This window comes from Marinobacterium ramblicola (assembly GCF_019084545.1).
In the GTDB taxonomy this organism is placed as follows: domain Bacteria; phylum Pseudomonadota; class Gammaproteobacteria; order Pseudomonadales; family Balneatricaceae; genus Marinobacterium_D; species Marinobacterium_D ramblicola.
Window position 1 is genome coordinate 1 of the sequence record NZ_JAHREP010000011.1, and the last position, 20,255, is coordinate 20,255.

17 protein-coding genes are annotated in these 20,255 nt (G+C 61.4%); 11 read left to right on the top strand and 6 right to left on the bottom strand.

Going from position 1 to position 20,255, the window contains the following annotated elements; translation table 11 throughout:
* Together KQ940_RS09825 and KQ940_RS09830 are read right to left on the bottom strand one after the other, a co-directional pair.
* A partial coding sequence (locus KQ940_RS09825) for an ABC transporter permease subunit (RefSeq protein ID WP_217413367.1) occupies nucleotides 1-649 on the bottom strand: 649 nt, incomplete at its 3' end.
* Nucleotides 650-727: 78 nt separating this feature from the next.
* Nucleotides 728-1,753 carry an amino acid ABC transporter substrate-binding protein gene (locus KQ940_RS09830; RefSeq protein ID WP_217413369.1) on the bottom strand — a complete coding sequence of 342 codons (1,026 nt, stop codon included), beginning with the start codon at nucleotides 1,751-1,753 and terminating at the stop codon, nucleotides 728-730.
* A 390-nt stretch (nucleotides 1,754-2,143) separates the two neighbouring features.
* Between KQ940_RS09830 and glnE the strand changes: the two genes are divergently transcribed.
* Nucleotides 2,144-5,050 carry a bifunctional [glutamate--ammonia ligase]-adenylyl-L-tyrosine phosphorylase/[glutamate--ammonia-ligase] adenylyltransferase gene (gene glnE / locus KQ940_RS09835; protein WP_217413371.1) on the top strand — a complete coding sequence of 969 codons (2,907 nt, stop codon included), beginning with the start codon at nucleotides 2,144-2,146 and terminating at the stop codon, nucleotides 5,048-5,050.
* 98 nt (nucleotides 5,051-5,148) lie between these two features.
* Here glnE and KQ940_RS09840 read toward each other — a convergent pair whose 3' ends face one another.
* A complete protein-coding gene (locus KQ940_RS09840) occupies nucleotides 5,149-6,144 on the bottom strand; it encodes a branched-chain amino acid aminotransferase (protein ID WP_217413373.1) in 996 nt (331 codons plus the stop codon).
* 258 nt (nucleotides 6,145-6,402) lie between these two features.
* On the opposite strand from KQ940_RS09840, the gene KQ940_RS09845 reads away from it, so the two are divergent.
* The 9 genes from KQ940_RS09845 to KQ940_RS09885 all read left to right on the top strand — a co-directional run bounded on the left by KQ940_RS09845 (nucleotide 6,403) and on the right by KQ940_RS09885 (nucleotide 15,439).
* On the top strand, nucleotides 6,403-7,290 hold the full coding sequence (locus KQ940_RS09845) for a mitochondrial fission ELM1 family protein (RefSeq protein WP_246589945.1): 888 nt from the start codon (nucleotides 6,403-6,405) through the stop codon (nucleotides 7,288-7,290).
* Complete coding sequence (tviB, locus tag KQ940_RS09850; RefSeq protein WP_217413376.1) at nucleotides 7,287-8,585, top strand: Vi polysaccharide biosynthesis UDP-N-acetylglucosamine C-6 dehydrogenase TviB; 1,299 nt, start codon at nucleotides 7,287-7,289, stop codon at nucleotides 8,583-8,585. Before KQ940_RS09845 ends, tviB begins: the two co-directional genes overlap by 4 nt.
* Before the next feature lie 41 nt (nucleotides 8,586-8,626).
* The gene (locus KQ940_RS23075) at nucleotides 8,627-9,886 is read left to right on the top strand and encodes an O-antigen ligase family protein (protein ID WP_217413377.1); all 1,260 of its coding nucleotides are present in this window, start codon (nucleotides 8,627-8,629) and stop codon (nucleotides 9,884-9,886) included.
* Nucleotides 9,887-9,891: 5 nt separating this feature from the next.
* Nucleotides 9,892-10,992: a glycosyltransferase family 4 protein gene (locus KQ940_RS09860; RefSeq protein WP_246589958.1), complete on the top strand. Its 1,101-nt coding sequence runs from the start codon at nucleotides 9,892-9,894 to the stop codon at nucleotides 10,990-10,992.
* Nucleotides 10,976-11,764 carry a hypothetical protein gene (locus KQ940_RS09865; protein WP_217413379.1) on the top strand — a complete coding sequence of 263 codons (789 nt, stop codon included), beginning with the start codon at nucleotides 10,976-10,978 and terminating at the stop codon, nucleotides 11,762-11,764. The genes KQ940_RS09860 and KQ940_RS09865 overlap by 17 nt, the downstream gene beginning before the upstream one ends.
* Nucleotides 11,764-12,444, top strand: a complete 681-nt coding sequence (locus KQ940_RS09870) for a CatB-related O-acetyltransferase (RefSeq protein WP_217413543.1) — start codon at nucleotides 11,764-11,766, stop codon at nucleotides 12,442-12,444. Before KQ940_RS09865 ends, KQ940_RS09870 begins: the two co-directional genes overlap by 1 nt.
* A gap of 84 nt (nucleotides 12,445-12,528) precedes the next feature.
* Complete coding sequence (locus KQ940_RS09875) at nucleotides 12,529-13,305, top strand: hypothetical protein (protein WP_217413380.1); 777 nt, start codon at nucleotides 12,529-12,531, stop codon at nucleotides 13,303-13,305.
* Between the two features lie 8 nt (nucleotides 13,306-13,313).
* Nucleotides 13,314-14,378, top strand: coding sequence for an ELM1/GtrOC1 family putative glycosyltransferase (locus KQ940_RS09880; RefSeq protein ID WP_217413382.1), 1,065 nt, complete (start codon nucleotides 13,314-13,316; stop codon nucleotides 14,376-14,378).
* Between the two features lie 2 nt (nucleotides 14,379-14,380).
* Nucleotides 14,381-15,439: a hypothetical protein gene (locus KQ940_RS09885; RefSeq protein WP_217413383.1), complete on the top strand. Its 1,059-nt coding sequence runs from the start codon at nucleotides 14,381-14,383 to the stop codon at nucleotides 15,437-15,439.
* 29 nt (nucleotides 15,440-15,468) lie between these two features.
* Here KQ940_RS09885 and KQ940_RS09890 read toward each other — a convergent pair whose 3' ends face one another.
* Genes KQ940_RS09890 through lpxL form a run of 3 tightly spaced genes read right to left on the bottom strand, consistent with a single transcriptional unit; the run spans nucleotide 15,469 to nucleotide 18,340 of the window.
* A complete protein-coding gene (locus tag KQ940_RS09890) occupies nucleotides 15,469-16,563 on the bottom strand; it encodes a glycosyltransferase (RefSeq protein ID WP_217413384.1) in 1,095 nt (364 codons plus the stop codon).
* 14 nt (nucleotides 16,564-16,577) lie between these two features.
* The gene (locus KQ940_RS09895; RefSeq protein ID WP_217413385.1) at nucleotides 16,578-17,390 is read right to left on the bottom strand and encodes a glycosyl transferase; all 813 of its coding nucleotides are present in this window, start codon (nucleotides 17,388-17,390) and stop codon (nucleotides 16,578-16,580) included.
* 14 nt (nucleotides 17,391-17,404) lie between these two features.
* On the bottom strand, nucleotides 17,405-18,340 hold the full coding sequence (lpxL, locus tag KQ940_RS09900) for an LpxL/LpxP family Kdo(2)-lipid IV(A) lauroyl/palmitoleoyl acyltransferase (RefSeq protein WP_343222643.1): 936 nt from the start codon (nucleotides 18,338-18,340) through the stop codon (nucleotides 17,405-17,407).
* Nucleotides 18,341-18,485: 145 nt separating this feature from the next.
* Here lpxL and msbA point away from each other — a divergent pair, with 145 nt between their 5' ends.
* Nucleotides 18,486-20,243: a lipid A export permease/ATP-binding protein MsbA gene (gene msbA, locus KQ940_RS09905; protein WP_217413386.1), complete on the top strand. Its 1,758-nt coding sequence runs from the start codon at nucleotides 18,486-18,488 to the stop codon at nucleotides 20,241-20,243.
* Nucleotides 20,244-20,255 lie beyond the last annotated feature (12 nt).

Sequence of the window (20,255 nt, forward strand, 5' to 3'; positions counted from 1 at the left end):
TCTTGCCGGTGGCGTCCTGGCGTTTGTGCGCCCATTTGGTGACGAACCAGCTGGCGACGATACCCAGTGCCAGCGCCGCCCAGATCAGGTGGAAGCCGGGTTCGGCCACCGGCGCCGGCATCGACAGGCCGCGGATGTTGAGGAAGCTGCCGAGGAACTCGATGCTCTGGCGCGGCTGCGGCAGCGCGCGCAGCACGGCGAAATACCAGAAGAAGATCTGCAGCAGCAGCGGGATGTTACGGAAGATCTCGATATACAGCGCCGACAGCTTGGCGATCAGCCAGTTGTCGGACAGCCGGGCGACACCGAGGATAAAGCCGAGGATGGTCGCGGCGATGATGCCGAGCACGGAGACCAGCACGGTGTTGAGCAGGCCGACGAAGAAGGTGCGGCCGTAGCTGGAGGCCTCGGTATACTCGATCAGCGACAGTGGAATACCGAAGCCCGCCTCCTGCGACAGGAAGGAGAAGCCGGTGGTGATGCCGCGCTGTTCGAGGTTGTTCAGGGTGTTGTCGATGATGAACCAGGCGAAGGCGCCCAGGGTCAGCACCAGCAGGATCTGGAACACCAGCGCACGCTTGGCCGGGTCGTTCCAGGGTTTGACATGGTTGTCATTTGTAGCGGGGGTGTTGGATCGATCCGTTGGCATCGGTTGTCTCTCCAGCCTGCGTAAAGCGTTGGGTGGAAGCACGGGGCCGGTGATCGGCCCCGTGTGACGAACGGATGGTTAGCGGATCGGCGGGGCGTACATGATGCCGCCGTTGTTCCACAGGTTATTCAGGCCGCGATCGATCTTCTGCGGAGAGTCCTTGCCCACGTTGCGGTCGAAGGCTTCACCGTAGTTGCCCACCTGCTTGACGATCTGATAGGCCCAGTCTTCAGAGATACCCATCCCCTTGGACAATCCCTCTTCACCGCCGAGCAGGCGCTTGATGTTGGGGTTGTCGCTGGACTTCATCTCGTCCACGTTGGCGGAGGTGATGCCCAGCTCTTCGGCGTTGATCATCGCGTTCAGCGACCACTTGACGATGTTGAACCACTGGTCGTCACCCTGGCGTACCACAGGTCCCAGCGGCTCCTTGGAGATCACCTCGGGCAGTGCGACCACGGAGTCCGGATCCTGCATGCGGGTACGCAGACCGAACGCCTGGGACAGGTCGGTGGTGAAGGCATCGCAGCGGCCGGTATCGAAGCTGGTGGCGGCCTGTTCATTGGTATCGAACACCACCGGGGTATGCTTCAGACCATGAGTGCGGAAGTAGTCCGCCATGTTCAGTTCGGTGGTGGTACCGGACTGTACGCAGATGGTGGCACCGTCCAGGTCCTTGACGCTTTTCAGCCCCAGCTCCTTTTTGACCAGGAAGCCCTGGCCATCGTAGTAGTTGACGCCGGCGAAGTTGATACCGAGCTGGGTATCGCGGGTCAGGGTCCAGGTGGTCACGCGGGACAGCACATCGATCTCACCGGAGGCCAGCGCGGTGAAGCGCTCCTTGGCGTTCAGCGGGATGTATTTGGCTTTGCTGGCATCGCCCAGCGCAGCCGCGGCCACGGCGCGGCACACATCCACATCCAGGCCCTGCCAGTTGCCCTGCTCATCAGGCACCGAGAAGCCCGGTACACCTGAAGTCACGCCACACTGAACATAACCGCGTGCCTTGACCGCATCCAGCGTGCCTTCAGCCTGCGCCTGGCTTGCAAAGCCGGCCAGGGTGATGGAGAGGGTTGCGGTAGCCAGTAAGGTTTTTCTCAACATTATTTACATCCTCGTTGGTGAGTTTTTTCGCAAAGCTCATTAAAGGAGCTTCTTTTCCCTGTTGTTGACTGAGAAGTCAGTTAGCAAAACCTGTTCCAGACCATCGTGAATTCGGTGTTATCCCTGCGAATAGATTCAGCTCTGCTGTGAACTATTCCTGGGTTGGCGTAATGGTCAGGTTATTAGCATATATATGTGTAGTCGTAAAATGACGAAACAGCCAACCAACCAATGAGTTAACCCGGCTGGGCTGAGTTCTGACCGAGAGTCCGTCTGGCTGATATTGCACAGCCGTCGCGCGGCACTGCGCAATTTTGGTGCATCTGTTCGCCTGCGCCGGTTCTGGTTTAAAGTAGAGTGATACCTAAAGGCTCCAAGGAGACGCAGCGAATGTTTGATCCCGCCCAAGTTGCTATACCGGCTTCTCTGCACCATTGTCTGGAGCGGAACTGGAAGCGGATCCTGCCGGCGGTTGAGGGTATCGGCAGCTATCCGGACGGGATCGTTAAAGACCTCCCCCCCGTGCTGATAGGCAGCGATTACCTCTGCGAACAGCTTGAGCGCCAGCCAGAGCTGTTGGCTGAGTTGTGGCAGAGCGGCGAGCTGGAAAAACCCTATCTCAAGGGGCAGATGCGCCGGCGTGCCGAGCGGTGCCTGAACGGCTGTGACTCGGAAGCGGAGCTGAACAGGCGTCTGCGGCTGTTTCGGCGCCGCGAGATGGTGCGCATTATCTGGCGCGACCTGAGCCGCCGCGCCGATCTGACCGAAACCACGCTGAGCCTGTCGGAGATGGCCGATGCATTGATCGACCTGACCCTGGACTGGTTGCATGAGGATGCGGTCAAGCGCTGGGGCAGGCCGATGGGGCCAGGCGCTGACGGCAGCCCGGTCGAGCAGCGGATGGTGGTGCTGGGCATGGGCAAGCTCGGCGCCTTCGAGCTCAACCTGTCATCCGATATCGATCTGATCTTCACCTACCCGGAGAACGGCGAGACCGACGGCAGCAACCGCACCCTGTCCAACCAGGAGTTCTTCACCCGGGTGGGGAAAAAGCTGATCCAGGCATTGGACAACACTACGGTGGACGGTTTCGTGTTCCGTGTCGATATGCGGCTGAGGCCGTTCGGCAGTGTCGGCCCGCTGGCTTGCAGTTTCGATGCGATGGAAAACTACTACCAGGACCAGGGTCGAGAGTGGGAGCGCTACGCCATGGTCAAGGCTCGGGTGGTGGCCGGCGACCAACAGGCAGGTGCCGAACTGCTGTCCCTGCTGCGGCCGTTCGTCTACCGCAAATATATCGATTTCAGCGCCTTCGAGTCCCTGCGCGAGATGAAGGCGCTGATCAACCGTGAGGTGAAGCTCAAGAACCGGGACCAGAACGTCAAGCTCGGTGCCGGCGGGATCCGTGAGGTGGAGTTTATCGCCCAGGCGTTCCAGCTGATCCGTGGTGGTCGCGATCCGCGCCTGCAGCAGCGCGAGCTGAGCGCCATTCTGCCGCTGCTGCCGGAGTGTGTCGGCATGCCGCCGGAGGTGGTCGATGAGCTGCTTGAGTCCTATCGCTTTTTGCGCGATACCGAGCATGCGCTGCAGGCGCTGGCCGACCGCCAGACCCAGGAGCTGCCGCACGACGAATTGGGTCAGGCGCGGCTGGCGTTTGTGATGGGGTTTGGCGACTGGGCAGGCTTCAGCGACGCCCTGACCGGTTACCGGGGCAACGTCTCCCGCCATTTTGCCGAGGTGATAGCGCCGGTGCAGCAGGAGCAGTCTGACAGGGAGCGAGAGCAGCAGAGTGTCGATTGGCACCGGCTGTGGGACGAGGAACTGGAGAGCGAGCCCAGCGAGCAGTTCCTGCAGTCGTTGGGCTTTACCGATCCCTCACGGGCCTTACAGCAGCTGCGCAACCTGCAGCAGTTGCGTACCGTGCAGATGTTGCAGCAGGTGGCGCAGGTCAGATTACAGGCGGTGCTGCCCCGGCTGCTGCAGGCGGTGGGACGCAGCGAGAATCCGGAAGTGACGCTGGAGCGTGTGCTGTTGCTGATCCAGGCGGTGCTGCGCCGCTCAGCCTATCTGGTGCTGCTGGCGGAGAACCCGGGTGCGCTGGATCAGTTGGTGCGTCTGTGTTCGGCCAGCCAGTGGTTCGCCGATCAGATCTCCCGCCAGCCGGGCCTGCTCGATGAACTGATCGACCCGCGCACCCTGTTTACACCGCCGGACAAGAGCCGTTTGAATGACGAGCTGCGGCAACTGTTGCTGCGCATCCCGGAGGATGACACCGAGCAGTTGATGGAGGCCCTGCGCTACTACAAGCACGCCCATGTGCTGCGTGTCGCCGCCTCCGATATCACCGGCGCGCTGCCGTTGATGAAGGTCAGCGATTACCTGACCTGGCTGGCCGAGGTGATCCTCGATGCGGTGCTGGAGATCGCCTGGCGCGATATGACCGGCAAATACGGCGTGCCCCAGCGCGTAGCGGGTGAGCCCTGCGATCCCGATTTCATCATCGTCGGTTACGGCAAGCTCGGCGGCATCGAACTCTCCTACGGTTCCGACCTGGACCTGGTGTTCATCTACGATGCCGATGCCAACCTGATGACCAAGGGCGGCCAGCGCGAGCTGCCCAACCCCGTGTTCTTTACCCGCCTGGGGCAGCGCATCATCCATATCCTCGGCACCCTGACCCCCTCCGGACAGCTGTATGAGGTGGATATGCGGCTGAGGCCCTCCGGCAACTCAGGGCTGCTGGTCAGCACGCTGCAGGCGTTTGAGCAGTACCAGCAGAACGATGCCTGGACCTGGGAGCACCAGGCGCTGGCGCGTGCGCGGGTGGTCAGCGGCAGTGAGCGTCTGGGCGCGCGATTCTACGCCGTGCGTGAGACGATTCTGGGGCGTGAGCGCGATCCCGAGGTGCTGAAAACCGAGGTGCGGGAGATGCGCGAGAAGATGCGGCAGCAGTTGGGTACCTCGACCGCGAAGGAGGGGCAGGAGTTCAACCTGAAGCAGGACCGTGGCGGTCTGGTCGATATCGAGTTCATGGTGCAGTACCTGGTACTGGCCCATGCCCATCGCCATCCGGAGCTGATGCGCTGGAGCGACAACATCCGCATGCTGGAATCCCTGGAGCAGGAAGGATTGTTGACGCCGGAGCAGGCCGAGGAGCTGCGCGAGATCTACAAGGCCTATCGCGCCTTCAACCATCGCCGGACGCTGCAGAATCAGCCGACGGTGGTCAGTGGCGATCAGCTCAGTGAATACCGCGAGCGGATCAGTGCGTACTGGGCCGAATTGATGGAGTCCTGACCATCTTCTGAGGCCGCTGGGTGCATGCGAGCGACCGCAGATGACAGATACAAAAAACCGGGCTTACGAGCCCGGTTTCTATCCAGGGTATCGCTGACTCAGATATCGAGCAGCCAGCCGAACTTGTCTTCGCTGCGGCCCCACTGGATATCGTTCAGCGCGCGGCGCAGACGCAGGGTGGTTTCGCCGATACCGCCATTGCCGACGTTGTACTCCTTACCGTTGTGGATCAACGTACCGACCGCCGTCAGCACCGCCGCGGTGCCGGACAGGGCCGCTTCGCAACCGGGCTTGGCGGCACGCTCGAGCAGCTCCTCGACGGTTAGCTGGCGCTCGGATACCTTCATCCCCATGTCCCGCGCCAGAGTCAGGATGGAGTCACGGGTGACGCCGTGCAGGAAGCTGGAGTCCAGCGCCTTGGTGATGATCTCGTCGCCGTCGATCAGCAGGAAGTTGGCGGCGCCGGTCTCCTGAACGTCGCCACCGGGGCAGAACAGCACCTGGTCGGCCTTGAACTCGGCACGGGCTTTCATCGTCGGCTGCAGGGCGCCGGCATAGTTGCCGCCGCTCTTGACCATGCCCATGTGCGGCGGGCAGCGCATGTTTTTGTCGTCGATCAACAGGCGCAGTGCACGGTCGCCGCCGGAGAAGTAATCGCCCACCGGAGACAGCAGTACGTAGAAACAGGATTCCAGTGTTGGCACCGCGGCTTTGCCGATCGCCGGTTCGGTACCGATATGGGTCGGGCGGATATACATTGATCCCGGCGGTTCCGGCACGTCAGAGGCAAAACGGCTGACGATCGAGGTGATCATCTGCGCCATCTGCGCCGGGTCCAGCTTCGGCAGCGCGAGCAGCTCGGAGCTCTGCACCATGCGGGCGATGTTGCGGTCCATACGGAAGATCTTCACTGAGCCATCTTCATGGCGGAACGCCTTCAGCCCCTCGAAGCAGGTGCTGGAGTAGTGCAGCACGTGGGCGCCGGCATGCAGCTGCAGACTGTTACTGGCCACCACCTGGCTCTCGCTCCAATGGGAACCGTCGAACCAAGAGATCGCCATTTCTGGCATGAAAACGGAGCCAAACGCGGACATAGCAGACCACCCTAATCTACACAGTGAACGAGACGGTGCGCCTGATCCGGTGCTAATCGCCGGCCGAAAGCGCATGAACAAGAGAGTAGATTGTATGCATCCACGCAAAAAATGGAATTGCTCCAAGTCGAAATAGTCGTTTCTGGATGCGCCTTGAGGGGCGCGAGAACTGAGTCGGAATATCCAGCGCAGGCGGAATTGTTTATCATATGCGCGCTGGGACCGGCCGCATTCGGGCGGCAGTCGAAAGGGGTAAAGTTGACGCAGATTCTGATCATCAGTGACGGCAAGGCGGGACATCGCAACCAGTCGCTGGGGCTGGCCGAGGCGTTGCAGCGTCGGCGAGGGCAGGTGGAGATCCGCGAGATGGCGCCGCTGCCGCGGTGGTCGGCGCTGCAGATCCTGCTGATGCGGCGTGCGGACGCCTTGGGCCCTAAGCCCGAGCTGGTGATCGGTGCCGGACATGCTACCCATCTGACGCTGCTGGCGCTCAAGTGCCTCTGGCGAGTGCCGGTGGTGGTACTGATGAAGCCGACCCTGCCTGCGGCCTGTTTTGACCTGTGCCTGGTGCCGGAACACGACCAGCCGCCATCGCGCGACAACCTGGTGGTGACCCGTGGCGCGCTGAATCGGATGCGGCCGGGCGACAAGGTCGCCGGCAGCGGCATGATGCTGATCGGCGGCCCGTCGAAGAGCAACGACTGGGATGAAACCGAGCTGATCGAGCAGCTGCGTAGTATCATTGCGCAGTCCGAGGGTGTTCGCTGGCGCTTGACCACGTCGCGCCGCACACCGCCATCGACCCTGCAGCAGCTGAACGCCCTACAGGGTGTCGAGGTGATACCGGTGGAGGCGACGGAGCCGGGCTGGTTGCCCACGCAGTTGGCCGGCACGGAGCAGTGCTGGGTCAGCGAGGACAGCGTGTCGATGGTATATGAGGCGCTCAGTGCCGGCTGTGCCGTGGGCACGTTGACCGTGCCCTGGACCCGTCAGGGGCGGCTGTATCGAGGGTTGATGTCACTTGCCGACCAAGGAGTGATCAGCCGCTACCAGGCGGGGCGGTCGGTTGAGCTGGTACCGCCGGCCAGGATGTTCGATGAAGCGGGTCGATGTGCCGAATTGATTTTGAATAGAGGGTGGTTATGAGTCTTGCCGCGCTGGGCCGGTTATCGTTGGACGGAATTAGAATAGGCATTGTTGGCCTTGGTTATGTCGGTCTGCCACTCGCCGTTGAGTTCGGCAAGCACTACCCGGTGGTGGGCTTCGATATCGACGTCGACCGGATTCGTGAACTGGAAAGCGGGCATGACAGCACGCTTGAGGTCGAGGACGACGAGCTGGGTGCCGCTACCCAACTGCAGTTCAGTGCCGATGCGACGGTGCTGCAGAGCTGCAATGTGTATATCGTCACCGTACCCACGCCGATCAACGGCCAGAAGCAGCCGGATCTGACGCCGCTGATCAAGGCCTCGGAAACCCTCGGTCGCGTAGTCGGCAAGGGCGACATCGTGATCTACGAATCCACCGTCTATCCCGGTGCCACCGAAGAGGACTGCATCCCGGTGATCGAACGGGTGTCGGGGCTGGTGTATAACCGTGATTTCTTCGCCGGTTACAGCCCGGAGCGGATCAACCCGGGCGACAAGGTGCATCGCGTCACTACGATCAAAAAGGTGACCTCCGGTTCGACGCCTGAAGTGGCCGAGCTGGTGGATCAGCTCTACCGCTCGATTATCACCGCCGGTACCCACAAGGCCAGCAGCATCCGCGTGGCGGAAGCGGCCAAGGTGATCGAAAACACCCAGCGCGATCTGAACATCGCACTGGTCAACGAGCTGGCGATCATCTTCAACAAGCTCGGCATCGATACCCTCGAGGTACTCGAGGCGGCCGGCACCAAGTGGAACTTCCTGCCGTTTCGCCCCGGCCTGGTCGGCGGACACTGCATCGGCATCGATCCCTACTACCTCACCTACAAGGCGCAGTCGGCGGGCTACATCCCCGATGTGATTTTGGCCGGGCGGCGGATCAACTCCAATATGGGCGCCTATGTGGCCGACGAGATGGTCAAGGCGATGCTGAAGCGGCGTATCCATGTGGCCGGCGGCCGCATTCTGATCCTGGGCCTGGCGTTCAAGGAGAACTGCCCCGACCTGCGCAACACCCGGGTGGTGGATATCGTCCATGCCCTGCGAGAGTACGGTGCCGAGGTGGACGTGTACGATCCCTGGGTCGACCCGGCGGAAGCACTGGAGGAGTATGGCATCGAGCCGCTGAAGCAGATGGAAGCCGATAGCTACGACGGTATCGTGCTGGCCGTGGCCCATCAGCAGTTCCACGAGCTGGGTGCCGAGGCGATCCGTCGTTGGGGCAAGCAGGAGCATGTGCTGTACGATCTGAAATATGTGCTGCCCGCTGGTGAGGCGGATCTGAGACTGTGATCAAGGACGAGAGGTTTTCCGTGACAAGCGTGTCCCGACGGGTGTCGTTATTTAGCAAGCAGCGGCTCGAGCAACTGGCGACCATCAGCGTCTACCTCGTGCTCGGCTATGTGATCAATCTGATGTTTTTCCTGCCCGTCGGCGATCAATACCTGAAGCCACTGATCGTGCTGGCGCTGCTTTTCTGCCTCGGCCATCGCGCCGCAATCTCCAGTTGGGGCGCCGGCTCCGTAAAGGCGCTGCTGTTACCGATGTCGCTGTACTCGCTGGTGCTGGTGGTCGCCTATCTGGTCGGTGACGGCTATATGAGCACCATACGGATGTTCCTGTCCTTTTCGCTGTTCATTTACGCCGCATCGGTGATCAGGCTTCAGCCCCGTTATCTGGCCGCACTTTGTATTCTGGCGGCGTTTGAGATGTTGGTGTTGATCGGCTATCAATGTGGTTGGCAGACGTGCTATCGATTCGGTGGCTTTACCAACCCGATCTTTTTCGGCATGTATGCACTGAGTCTGTCGGTGCTCTGCACCTACCTGGCCTGTGCCTTCACCAATGGCTGGCGGCGCTGGCTGCTCTACCTCTCGGCGGCAGTCTTCCTCGGCGCAGCGGGCCTGACCCAAACTCGTGGCGTGATGCTGGCGATGGTGCCGCTGCTGCTGATCTTTGCGTTTTATCTGTATAAGCACAAGGCGTTCTCTGCCAGGCGAGTCGTGTTTACGCTGGTGGCGGCGACCTGCCTTACCGGCTTTGTCGGTTTTGAGTCGGGTGCCCTCAAGCGTATCTCAAAGGTTGACGATGAACTGGTACCGGCGTTGTCGGCGCAAGCCAGTGGCAGCAGCTATGACAGCTCCATCGGATTTCGCATTCTGATGTGGAAATATGCCGTGTCGGTGGCGATGAAGCACCCCGTGTTCGGCGCCGGCAAGGAGCGCTTCATGCAGTACAAGGAGGAGTGGGTCGAGCAGGGTCGGTTCCCCGAGGAGCTGATCGAGTACCTGCCGACGAGCGCCCATGCCCACAACCAGTATTTTCAGGAGCTGGCGATGCGAGGACTGATCGGGTTCGCTGCGCTGCTGACCCTGCTCGGCGTACCCGCGCGAAAATTTGTCAGCATGATCCGTAGTCGCGAGACGGAGTGGGCGGGCTACATCGGCCTTAGCCTGGTGGTGGCCTATGCCACCTTCAGCTTGACCGAGGTGGCGCTGAAGCATCCGGAGAAGATCGCGGTGTTTGCCGTTGTCGGGTTTATCGCCTTGTGCCTCGGGCGCGGGGCGCCTGCACAGACGGGTAGTGCTGCGTGAAGGTGATGCAGGTGCTGCCCGCGCTGGACGGCGGTGGCGTCGAGCGCGGTACCCTGGAGATTGCCCAGTACCTGGTTCAGCAGGGGCATGAGTCGGTGGTGCTGTCTGCCGGCGGAGCGCTGGTTCAGCAACTGGAGCGTGAGGGCAGCCGCCATATCTGTCTGGATATCGGCCGAAAGTCGCCGTTGACCTTCACACAGATCTGGCAGGTGCGGGCGCTGTTGCGCCGGGAAAAACCGGATATCCTGCACCTGCGTTCGCGGATGCCGGCTTGGGTCTGCTGGTTGGCATGGCGAGGGCTGAAGCCCGACGAGCGGCCCCATCTGGTGACCACCGTGCATGGACTCTACTCGGTCGGGCGGTACAGCAGCATCATGTGCCGCGGCGAGCGGGTTATTGCCGTGTCGGATACGGTGAAAACCTATATCGAGCAGAACTACCCGCAGACCGATAAGCAGCGGGTGCGGGTCATCTTCCGTGGCATCGACCCTGAGGTGTTCAAGCGCGGCAACCGGCCTGGCGATGACTGGCTGCAAGAGTGGCGAAACCAGTACCCGCAGCTCGACGGACAGCGGGTGCTGACACTGCCGGGGCGTCTGACCCGGCTCAAGGGCCACCATGATTTCATCGACCTGATCCGTGATCTGCGCGCCGATAAGCTGCCGGTCCATGGCCTGATTGTCGGGGGCGAGGATCCCAAGCGACAGGCGTATGCACGTGAGCTGAGGGAACGGGTGCGCAGCGAAGGGCTGGAGGACGCCATTACATTTACCGGTGCCAGGTCGGATATCCGCGAGATCTATGCCGTGTCGGATCTAGTGTTGTCGCTGTCGACCAAGCCCGAGTCCTTTGGTCGAACCGTCGCCGAGGCACTGAGCCTGGGTGCGGCTGTTGTCGGCTATGCTCACGGCGGTGTGGCGGAGATCCTGGATGCCGTTTTCCCGGCCGGCAGGGTGCCCTGTCGAGATCAGGCCAGATTGAGAGAGGTCGTGACCGATCTGCTGGCGCATCCCCAGGCGCCGGGGGATATGCCGTTCCTGCAGCAGCAGATGTTGCAGCAGACACTGAGTTGTTATCGAGAGTGCCTGGATGGTGACGATGGTTGAAAACAGCGAACGCCCGGATATGAGCGGGGCGGGTGAACAGAACCAGCCGGTCAATGTGGTGTGCCTGAAATGGGGTACCAAGTATCCGGCCGAGTACGTCAACCGCTTGTATCGCATGGTGCGTCGGCATCTGCATCGGCCGTTTCGTTTTTTCTGTATGACCGAAGATGGTCGCGGGTTGGCCGAGGGCGTTGAGGTGTTACCCCTGCAGGAGAGCGGACTGCACGGTTGGTGGTACAAGCTGTCGCTGTTCCAGAGCGATTTCTACGGGCTTCAGGGCGATATGATCTACCTGGACCTGGACGTGGTGATCGTCGACGAGATCGATTTCCTCGTCGATCAGCCCGGCGATTTCCTGATCATCGGTAACTGGTCGCGCAATCCGATGTGGAACAGCTCGGTGATGCGTTTTCGTATCGGCCGCTATGCCCATATCTGGGACGGCTTTCTCGCCGATCAGCAGCGGATCATGCAGGAGTTGAATGGCGATCAGGAGTGGATCTACGCCTGCGTTCCCGAGGCGGGCAACTGGCCGGCGGATCGCGTACTTTCCTACAAGAAAAGCCTGGATTCCAAGTGCTGGCGCTGGGCCGAAAAACTGGGCCTTGGCCAACTCGGGCTGAAGGCACCGGATCGCCTGGACACCCCCCTGCCGGAACGGGCGGCGATCATCATCTTTCACGGCAAGCCGGATCCAGAGGATGTGGCGGAGCACGCCTACGGTTTTTGGAAGCGCGCCTCCTTTATCCAGAAAGCCTGGAGTGGCCGGTGATGCTGCTGAACGCGCTGAAAAGGCGCAGGGCGAAAACGCTGGGGATCAAGCTCAGTCGAGCGGAGTTGATCGACAGCCGGAGTGTGCTGAGGCTTGAAGCGCCGGCGAAGTTGGGTAGCGTGCAGGTACTCAAGGAAGCGCCTGAACTCATCCGCATCGGTGCACACAGCTATATCCGTAGCGGGGAACTGCATTTCGTCACCGAGATCGGCCGCTTCTGCTCGTTCGGCCGGCAGGTGACGATTGGCCAGGATGGCCGGGGCCATCCGCTGGACTGGGCATCCACCAGCCACGAACTGTGTGTCTCCCACCGTCCGAATCCGGGGTTAACCCGAATCGGGCATGATGTCTGGATCGGTGACGGGGCCGTGGTGATGGCGGGCGTCTCGATCGGAACCGGTGCGATCATTGCGCGTAATGCGGTGGTGACGAAGGATGTGCCGCCCTACCAGATCGTCGGCGGTAACCCGGCACGGCCGATCCGGCCCCGGTTCGGTTCTGAGTTGTCTGAGGCGCTGTTGAACTCTGCCTGGTGGCAGTATCCGCTGACCGAACTTCGCGCACTGGACTATGAGCATCCACAGCGCTTTCTGGAGCAGCTTGCGGATCTGGCACCGCAGAGAGCCACCTATGCCGTGATCGACGTGGGCCGGGGAAAGGTCGGCATAAGCGGCGACTGAGTTTAGGATGCGACTTGGAATCGAAAGACGAACTGATGATAAGGACGCGGGCGCGTCAAATCAAACTCTGGGACACTGTCTGTAATGACCAAACAAGTGATCTGTATGAAGTGGGGCACGCTGTACGGTGCCGACTACGTCAACCGCCTCTATGCCATGGTGCGGCAGCAGGTCAGTGGGCCGCTGCGTTTCGTCTGCCTGACCGATAACCGCACTGGCATTCGGCAGGAGGTGGAGTGTCATGATTGCCCCACCATCGACCTGCCGGAACCCAAGTGCCGTCTGGGCTGGCGCAAACTGACCCTGTATCGGCGTAGCGAGCACCTGTTTGGGCTGGAGGGCGACTGGTTGTACCTCGACCTGGATGTGGTGGTCAGCGCCTCGCTCGATCCGTTTTTCGAGTTCGAGCCGGACAAGACCTTTGTCGTGATGCAGAACTGGACCCAGCCCGGCAAGGGGATAGGCAATACCTCGGCGTACCGTTTCCGGGTCGGGGCCGACGAGTACCTGTTCGACAATCTGATCGCGAACCAGTCGAGCATTTTCGAGCAGTTCCGCAACTCACAGACCTACATCTCCCGCAATGTGAAGGAGCTGACCTTTTGGCCGGATGAGTGGTGTGTGCTGTTCAAAACCCACTGTGTACCCTCCTGGCCTGCCCGCTTCTGGCAGGAGCCGGTACTGCCGCCAACCGCCCGCGTGGTCGCCTTCCCCGGTGACCCCAACCCGCACGATGCGGTGCAGGGCAACTGGCCGGTGAAGAAGGCATACAAGAAGCTCTATAAGCATATCCGCCCGGCACGCTGGATCCAGCGTATCTGGGACGATGCGGAAGCCCAGGCCAAGGGTGTCGAGGGATAGTGCCCGGGGTGGCCATTAATATCCTGATCCTCGATGAGGGCTCGCCGGGCCACTGTGCCCAGTCCGAGGGGATAGTCGATCTGCTGGAGCGGCAGGGGCTGAGGATTCAGCGTGAAAAGATCTGCGTGCGCAACCGCCTGCCGGGATTGTTTCGCGGCCTGATGCGCAAGTTGATCGCGATTCCGGCCGCCTGGCTGAACGAGGCGTGCCTCGCCCTGAGCAGTGTGCTGGAGTCGCAGCCAACACGGCCCCCCGACCTGATCATCTCCTCCGGTGGCAAAAGTGCCTTTGCCAGCCTGGTGCTCAAACGTCGATACCGGGCCGGCAATATCTTTGTCGGCGTGCCGGACCCCTTTCCCGACCGCTGGTTCGATCTTATCGTCTCGCCGACCAGACGGGACTATCGCACGGCTTCGCTGGTTAGCGGCCTGATCCCCAACTCGGTGACACCGGAGCGCGTTGCCGCCGCAGGCGAGCGTTACTGGCAACAGGGCAAACCATCATCCCCCTGTTGGGCACTGCTGATCGGCGCCAACAGCAAGAGCCATCACTACAGTGATGCGGACTGGCAGGGGCTGGTAGCGGGGGTGAATGCGCTCTCGCAGCGGCTTGGCGTTCGCTGGTTGATCACCACCTCAAGGCGCACGCCGCCTGAAGTGGAGCAGCTGTTGGACGAGGAGTTGGACAGAGACAACCTGGTGGAGTTGGTGCTCTACAACCGTGAGCCGAAGCGGGTGATGCTGCCCTTTCTGGCGGCCGCCCAGCGGGTGCTGGTGACCCAGGACAGCCTGACCATGGCCAGCGAAGCGCTGTGCAGTGGTCGCCCGGTAACCCTGTTGACGCCGTCGGAGCTGCGTATCGACAAGGGCTCCTATTTCGAAGAGATCGTCAACGGTTTCCACCAGTTGCAGGGTGTACAGCGCTGTGCATTGACGCAACTGGCGGGCTATCAGCCCGACGCGATGGAGGGGGAGGCCCCTGTGGGGCTCGATCGTCTGGGCAGGGAGCTTGTTGATCGGGTAACCGGGATGGTCGAGCGTACAACTGAAAACCGGGCAGGGCGGGCTGAATAGGTATGACCAAATTAGTGATCCATTGTGGCTCCGGGAAGGCGGGCAGTACCGCGATCCAGAGTTCCTATCATCAAAGCCGCGCCCTGTTGGCCAAGCACGGCATCCTGTACCCCGATACGCCTTTTTCGCGCAGCGCCCACCACATACTCCAGATCCTGTTTCAAGACGACAGCCTGATGCTGCCCAAATATGTCAAAAAGGCGGGCGGTTACCGGAAGATCAGGAAGCTCTCAAAGAAATATTGGGATTCCGTGCGCGAGCAGGTCAAAAAAACCAATCCTGATCTGGTGTTGATCAGTTCGGAAACCTTCTACCAGCTGGACGAGTCGGCGCTACAGAAGATGAAGACCTACCTGGCCGACATTTTCGATCAGGTCGAATTCGTTTTCTACGTCAGGGAGCCGGCGGCCAAATATCTGTCGCTGTTGCAGCAGTCGATCAAGACGCGGTGCGAGTTTTTCCCGCCTGACGAGATGCGAGAGCTGGACTACCTCGCCACCATCGAGCGGGTTTTCGGCACGTCGGTCAGGGTCATCGCCTTCGACAGAACCAGCCTTGTCAACGGCGATGTGGTCTACGACCTGAGCACTAGGCTGTTGTCATCCAACATAGCGCCGGGCCAGATCAAAACCATCATCAAAAATGAGACGATCTCGCCGGAGGCTATTTCGATTCTCAATAAGTACCAGCGCTTCATGGCCAACCGGGGTGAGACTCTGCCCAAGCATAAGATCAAGCGGATCAGGGAGAGCATTATCCGCTTTGAAAAGGATGCGGGGCGCAAACGTAAACCTGAACTGTGTCCCGGGATCGCCGCATCGATCAGAGAGTCCAGTGCGGAGCTGCTCGGTCTGAGAGAGCGGTACGGAATCGAGTTTCCGGGTATCGACTATGATCGCGTCGGCACCGCCAGCATAGACCCGCATCAGTTCCAGCGGGTAAGCGATGTGATCGATGTCGATACCGAACTGGAGACGGAGATCATGCTGCATCTGATCGACAGCGAGATGCTGACGCTGAAGACCGTCAGAGACAGAACCCTAAGCCTGTTCAGAAAGTAGGCTTAGGGGTCTGTTTATCAAGTGTCCGGTTAGCGTTTGTGATAACGCGCAATCACCTCTTTAAACATGGCGATGTAGGCATCGGTAACCGCCTCGCGGGAGAACGTCTTCCGATAGGTGCGATAGCCCGCTTCCACCAGTCGCTCGCCCAATGCGGGGTCCGCTACCAGGCGGTTGATCGCTTCGGCCAGAGCGTCGCTGTCGTCTATCGGTACCAGTAACCCGTCGCTGTTATCCGTGATCAGCCAGCCGGGTCCGGCCGAGGCGGCGGCGATCAGCGGGCGCTGCTGCGCCCAGCTCTCCACCACCACGTTGCCGAACGGCTCGAAACGCGAGGGGAAGACCGAGATGTCGCAGGCCTTGAACAGGTAGCCGGTGTCCCGCCGCCATCCGAGCAAGTGCACCCGTGTGTTCAGCCCGAGGCGCGCAATCTGCGCCTCAAGCTGTGTTTTCAACGGGCCATCGCCGGCGATCAGCAGGCTGGTGTTTTCGGTCTTGCTCAGGGCATCGATCAGTGTGTCGTGGGCCTTGGCTTCGTGCAGGCGGCCCAGCGCCAACAGCACCCGATGTTCTGCCGGGATCTTCAGCTCCTCACGCAGTCGGGCGCGGGCGGTGTCGCTATCCAGCTCGCAGGGCGCGATTTCGCCAAAGTTGGGGATACACTGGGTCTTCTCCGCCGGGATCCCCTCGTCGCGCAGATAGCGCACGATATCCGGGGTGTTGCCGATCAGGCGATCGCTCTTGCGGTAGCGCTCCACCCGGTAGTAGCCGCCGAGACGGGCGACCAGCGGACAGTAGCCGGTCGGGGCGCGCTTGATCGCCCGGCTCATCCAGGTCAGCATCGCATCCGGTTGCCAGCGCCGCATCAGCAGGTTCAGGCGCACACGCCCCAGGGGCTCATGCAGACCGCGAAAGCGCAGCAGCTTGACCTCGATATTGGGGTGCCCGGCGAACAGGGCTTCCCGGCGCTCATCCGGTTCGATCACCACGCACTGCTGCACACCGGCATCGGCCAGCGCCAGGGTCAGCTTTTCAAAAAAGGTTTCGGCGCCGCCGTTCTGGCTCGACAGCATCAGCTGCATCAGGCGCAAGGGAGTATCGTTATCGTGCTTTTGAGCGTGCATCCGTCAGCCCCCGTCTAGCGCCAGTGTTGTTTGATCCAGTCGGCCGGTAAAAAGAACCGCTTCAGAAAGCGGTAACGGTTGGCGCCGCATTCGCCACTCAGGGCTGCCTTGATATGTTCCAGCCTGCCGCGTACCGGCACCTGGTCGGACCAGCGCCCAAGCATGGCGTCGGCGGGGTCGGGCTTGCCGGGGAAGATCACCACCCGGCAGTTTTTGGGCAGCTTGGGCGGGCGCAGGTAGCGCAATGGCCAAGGCCCGAGGCAGTCCATGCGGAAGTGGCGCACCCAGCCACGGGGCCAGAACTTCACCCCGCCTTCGACGCAGTTGGTGACGTAGCGCTGCTCGAACTGGTATTTGCCGGCGATCCCCTCCGGATCCTTCTGGAAGTTCTCCAGCATGTAGGCGTGGCGGCCGATCTCGAAGCGGAAGATCGAGGTCTGGCCCAGGCGTTCCAGCGGCTTGACCCAGTTGCGCGCCAGGATCACATCTTCTGGGTCACCGTAGCTGAAGAACTCATCCAGATTGCCGGTGATGATCACGTCCAGGTCGATGAACAGCACCACACCCTCGATATCGAACAGGGACCTGCCCCAGAGTGCGGTCTTCGGCCATTTGCCCGGAGCATTGGTCGGCCTCGGGCAGCCCAGCTCGGGCAGGGGGCGGCAGACCACCTCTTCGCGAACCCCCTCGGCGTCGTCGGTCAGACATATGACGCGGAACGGCGGGGTGATGTTGCGTTCCACCATCGAGTAGATACGGTTGACATACTCCGGCCCGTAGCGGGTGCCCCACTTGATGCAGATGACCTGTTTGACCTGATCGCTCATTGCCTGAACACCCATTAAGAGTCGCCTTGTCGATAGAGATAATTCTTGCCCTTGGGATGGGTCTTGAAACGGCGGTGGACCCACATGTACTGCGCCGGATCCTTGCGGATCGCGCGCTCGAGTTCGGCATTGATGCGTGCCGCGTCCGCTTCGGCGTCACCGCTGGGGAACGGCTCGATGACCGGGAACAGCTCCAGCTCATAGCCTGAATCGTCGGCCAGGCGGTGCTGGGCCAGCATCAGGATCGGCGAGTCGTTAAGCTTGACCATGCGGCTGGTGGCGGTGATCGTGGCAGCCGGCACGCCAAAGAAGTCGGCATAGACCGAGTTGCGTGAGCCCATGTCCTGATCCGGAGCGTACCAGACGATGCGGTTCTTGCGCAGGGCGCGGATCATCGAACGGATATCGGAACGTTCGATCGCCTGGCCGAAATAGCGGCTGCGCCCCCGGCGGATGTACAGGTCCATCAGCGGGTTGTTGTGCTTGCGGTACATCGCATCCACCTCGTAATGCTGCGCGAACAGCAGGCCGCCCAGGTCCAGCGTGGAGAAGTGGGCACCGAGCAGGATCACGCCCCTGCCCTGCTGCAGCGCCTGCTCCAGATGCTCGCGCCCCTTGAAGATGATCTTCTGCGGCAGCCGATCCAGCGGCATCCACCAGGCCATCGCCGTTTCCAGCAGGCCGATGCCGTTGTGGCGGAACACATCACGCACCATGCGTTGACGAGCAGCCGGCTCCAGGTCGGGAAATACCAGTCGGATGTTGGTTTCGGTCACCTGTCGGCGGTGGCGGTTGAAGCGGTATAGCAGCGCGCCCAGCAGCGCCCCGATCCGCAGTTGCAGGCGGTAAGGCAGCAGCGATGCGAGGCGCAGTCCGGCCAGCATGATCCAGGTGGGCCAGTAGCGCGGATGCAGGAAGCGATTGCTGTCGGTAGCTGAGTCCTTGGACACGTGAGATCCAATTGTCTGAGATTGATGGCGTGGTGGATTGTACCGTTTTTTTTGTCGTCGGTGTCAGGCCCGGTAAGCGGGGGAACGTGGCAATCGCGGCGTTTAGCCCTGTACAATGCCCGCTCAGTCCGAGATGTGTGAGCCTATGAGCGATTCGACCAAAACAGCCGGCCAAGACAGCGGCTGGCATATCTACCGCCGCATCCTGATCCATGTGAAGCCGCTCTGGTACGGTTTCCTGGCCAGCTTTGTCGGTTACGCCATCTACGGCGCCGGCCAGGCACTGGCGGCCAAGTGGCTGGAGATGGTCGTGGATGCAGTGCAACGCAACGCTTTCGACCAGCGCCTGTGGTTGGCGCTGTCGATTATCGGTATCTTTTTAATGCGCGGTATCGGTGCGTTCATCGGCAACTACAGCATGAGTTACGTGGCGCGGGAGACCGTGCACACCCTGCGCACGCGGGTATTCGAGAGCCTGTTGCGACTGCCGACACACTACTACCACCAGAACCCCAGCGGTGAGATGCTCTCCCGTTTGACCTACAACGTGGAGCAGGTCACCGGCGCCGTCACCAACGCGATCAAGATCAGCATCCGTGAGGGGCTGACCGTGGTCGGTCTGCTTGGTTACATGGTCTACCTGAACTGGAAGTTGACGCTGATCTTCCTGGCGGCAGGACCATTTATCGGCATCGTGGTGTCGATCGCATCGAAGCGGATGCGCAAGCTCAGTCGCCATCTCCAGTCTTCGGTCGGTGACATCACCTCGGTCGCCTCCGAAGCGATTCGCGGCTTTCAGGTGGTGCGCATCTTCGGCGGCGCGCAAGCGGAGCAGCAGCGCTTTCAGCGTGCCAGCGAACAGAACAAGCGCCAGTCGATGAAACTGGTGGTGACCCAGTCGCTGAATACCCCGGCGGTGCAACTGCTGATCGCGCTGGCGATGGCCACCCTACTGTTCATGGCGATGGATCCGGTGGTGCTGGGCGGCATGACCACCGGCGGTTTCGTCGCCTTTCTCACCGCTGCCGGCATGTTGACCAAGCCGGTGCGCCAACTGACCGAGGTCAGCCCGATCATCCAGAAGGGGATAGCGGCGGCGGAGAGCCTGTTTGGCGTCATCGACGAGCCAGGCGAGCAGGACAGCGGTACGCGGGAGCTGCAGGCGGTTCGCGGCGAACTGGTACTGCGCAACCTGAGCTACCGTTATCCGGGTACCGAGACCCAGGCGCTGTGCGATATCAACCTGACACTGCCGGCCGGTAAGACGGTGGCGCTGGTGGGGCGCTCGGGCAGCGGCAAGTCCACCCTGGCCTCGTTGATCCCGCGCTTCAACGACGGTTGGCAGGGCGAGATCCTACTCGACGGCGTGCCGCTGCAGGAGATCCGGCTCGACAGCCTGCGTCGGCAGATCTCGCTGGTCAATCAGCAGGTGGTGCTGTTCGACGGCAGCATCGCCGAGAATATCGCCTACGGTGCCATGGCCGGTGCCGACGAGGCGCAGATTCTGGCCGCGGCCGAAGCTGCCCATGTCACCGAATTTCTCGAGCGCCAACCCGGCGGTATCCACGCCCATGTCGGCGAGAACGGCGTGTTGCTCTCCGGTGGCCAGCGTCAGCGCATCGCCATCGCCCGGGCGATCCTGAAGAATGCGCCGATCCTGATCATGGACGAGGCGACCTCGGCGCTGGACACCGAGTCCGAGCGCCATATCCAGGCCGCGCTGGCTGAGGTGGTCAAGGGTCGCACCACGCTGGTGATCGCGCATCGGCTCTCCACCATCGAGAGCGCCGATCTGATCGTAGTGATGGAGCAGGGGCGGATCGTCGAGCAGGGCAGCCATCAGCAGTTGCTGGCCCAGGGCGGCGCCTACGCCAGGCTGCACGCCATGCAGTTCCAGGACTGACGGAGACTCCGC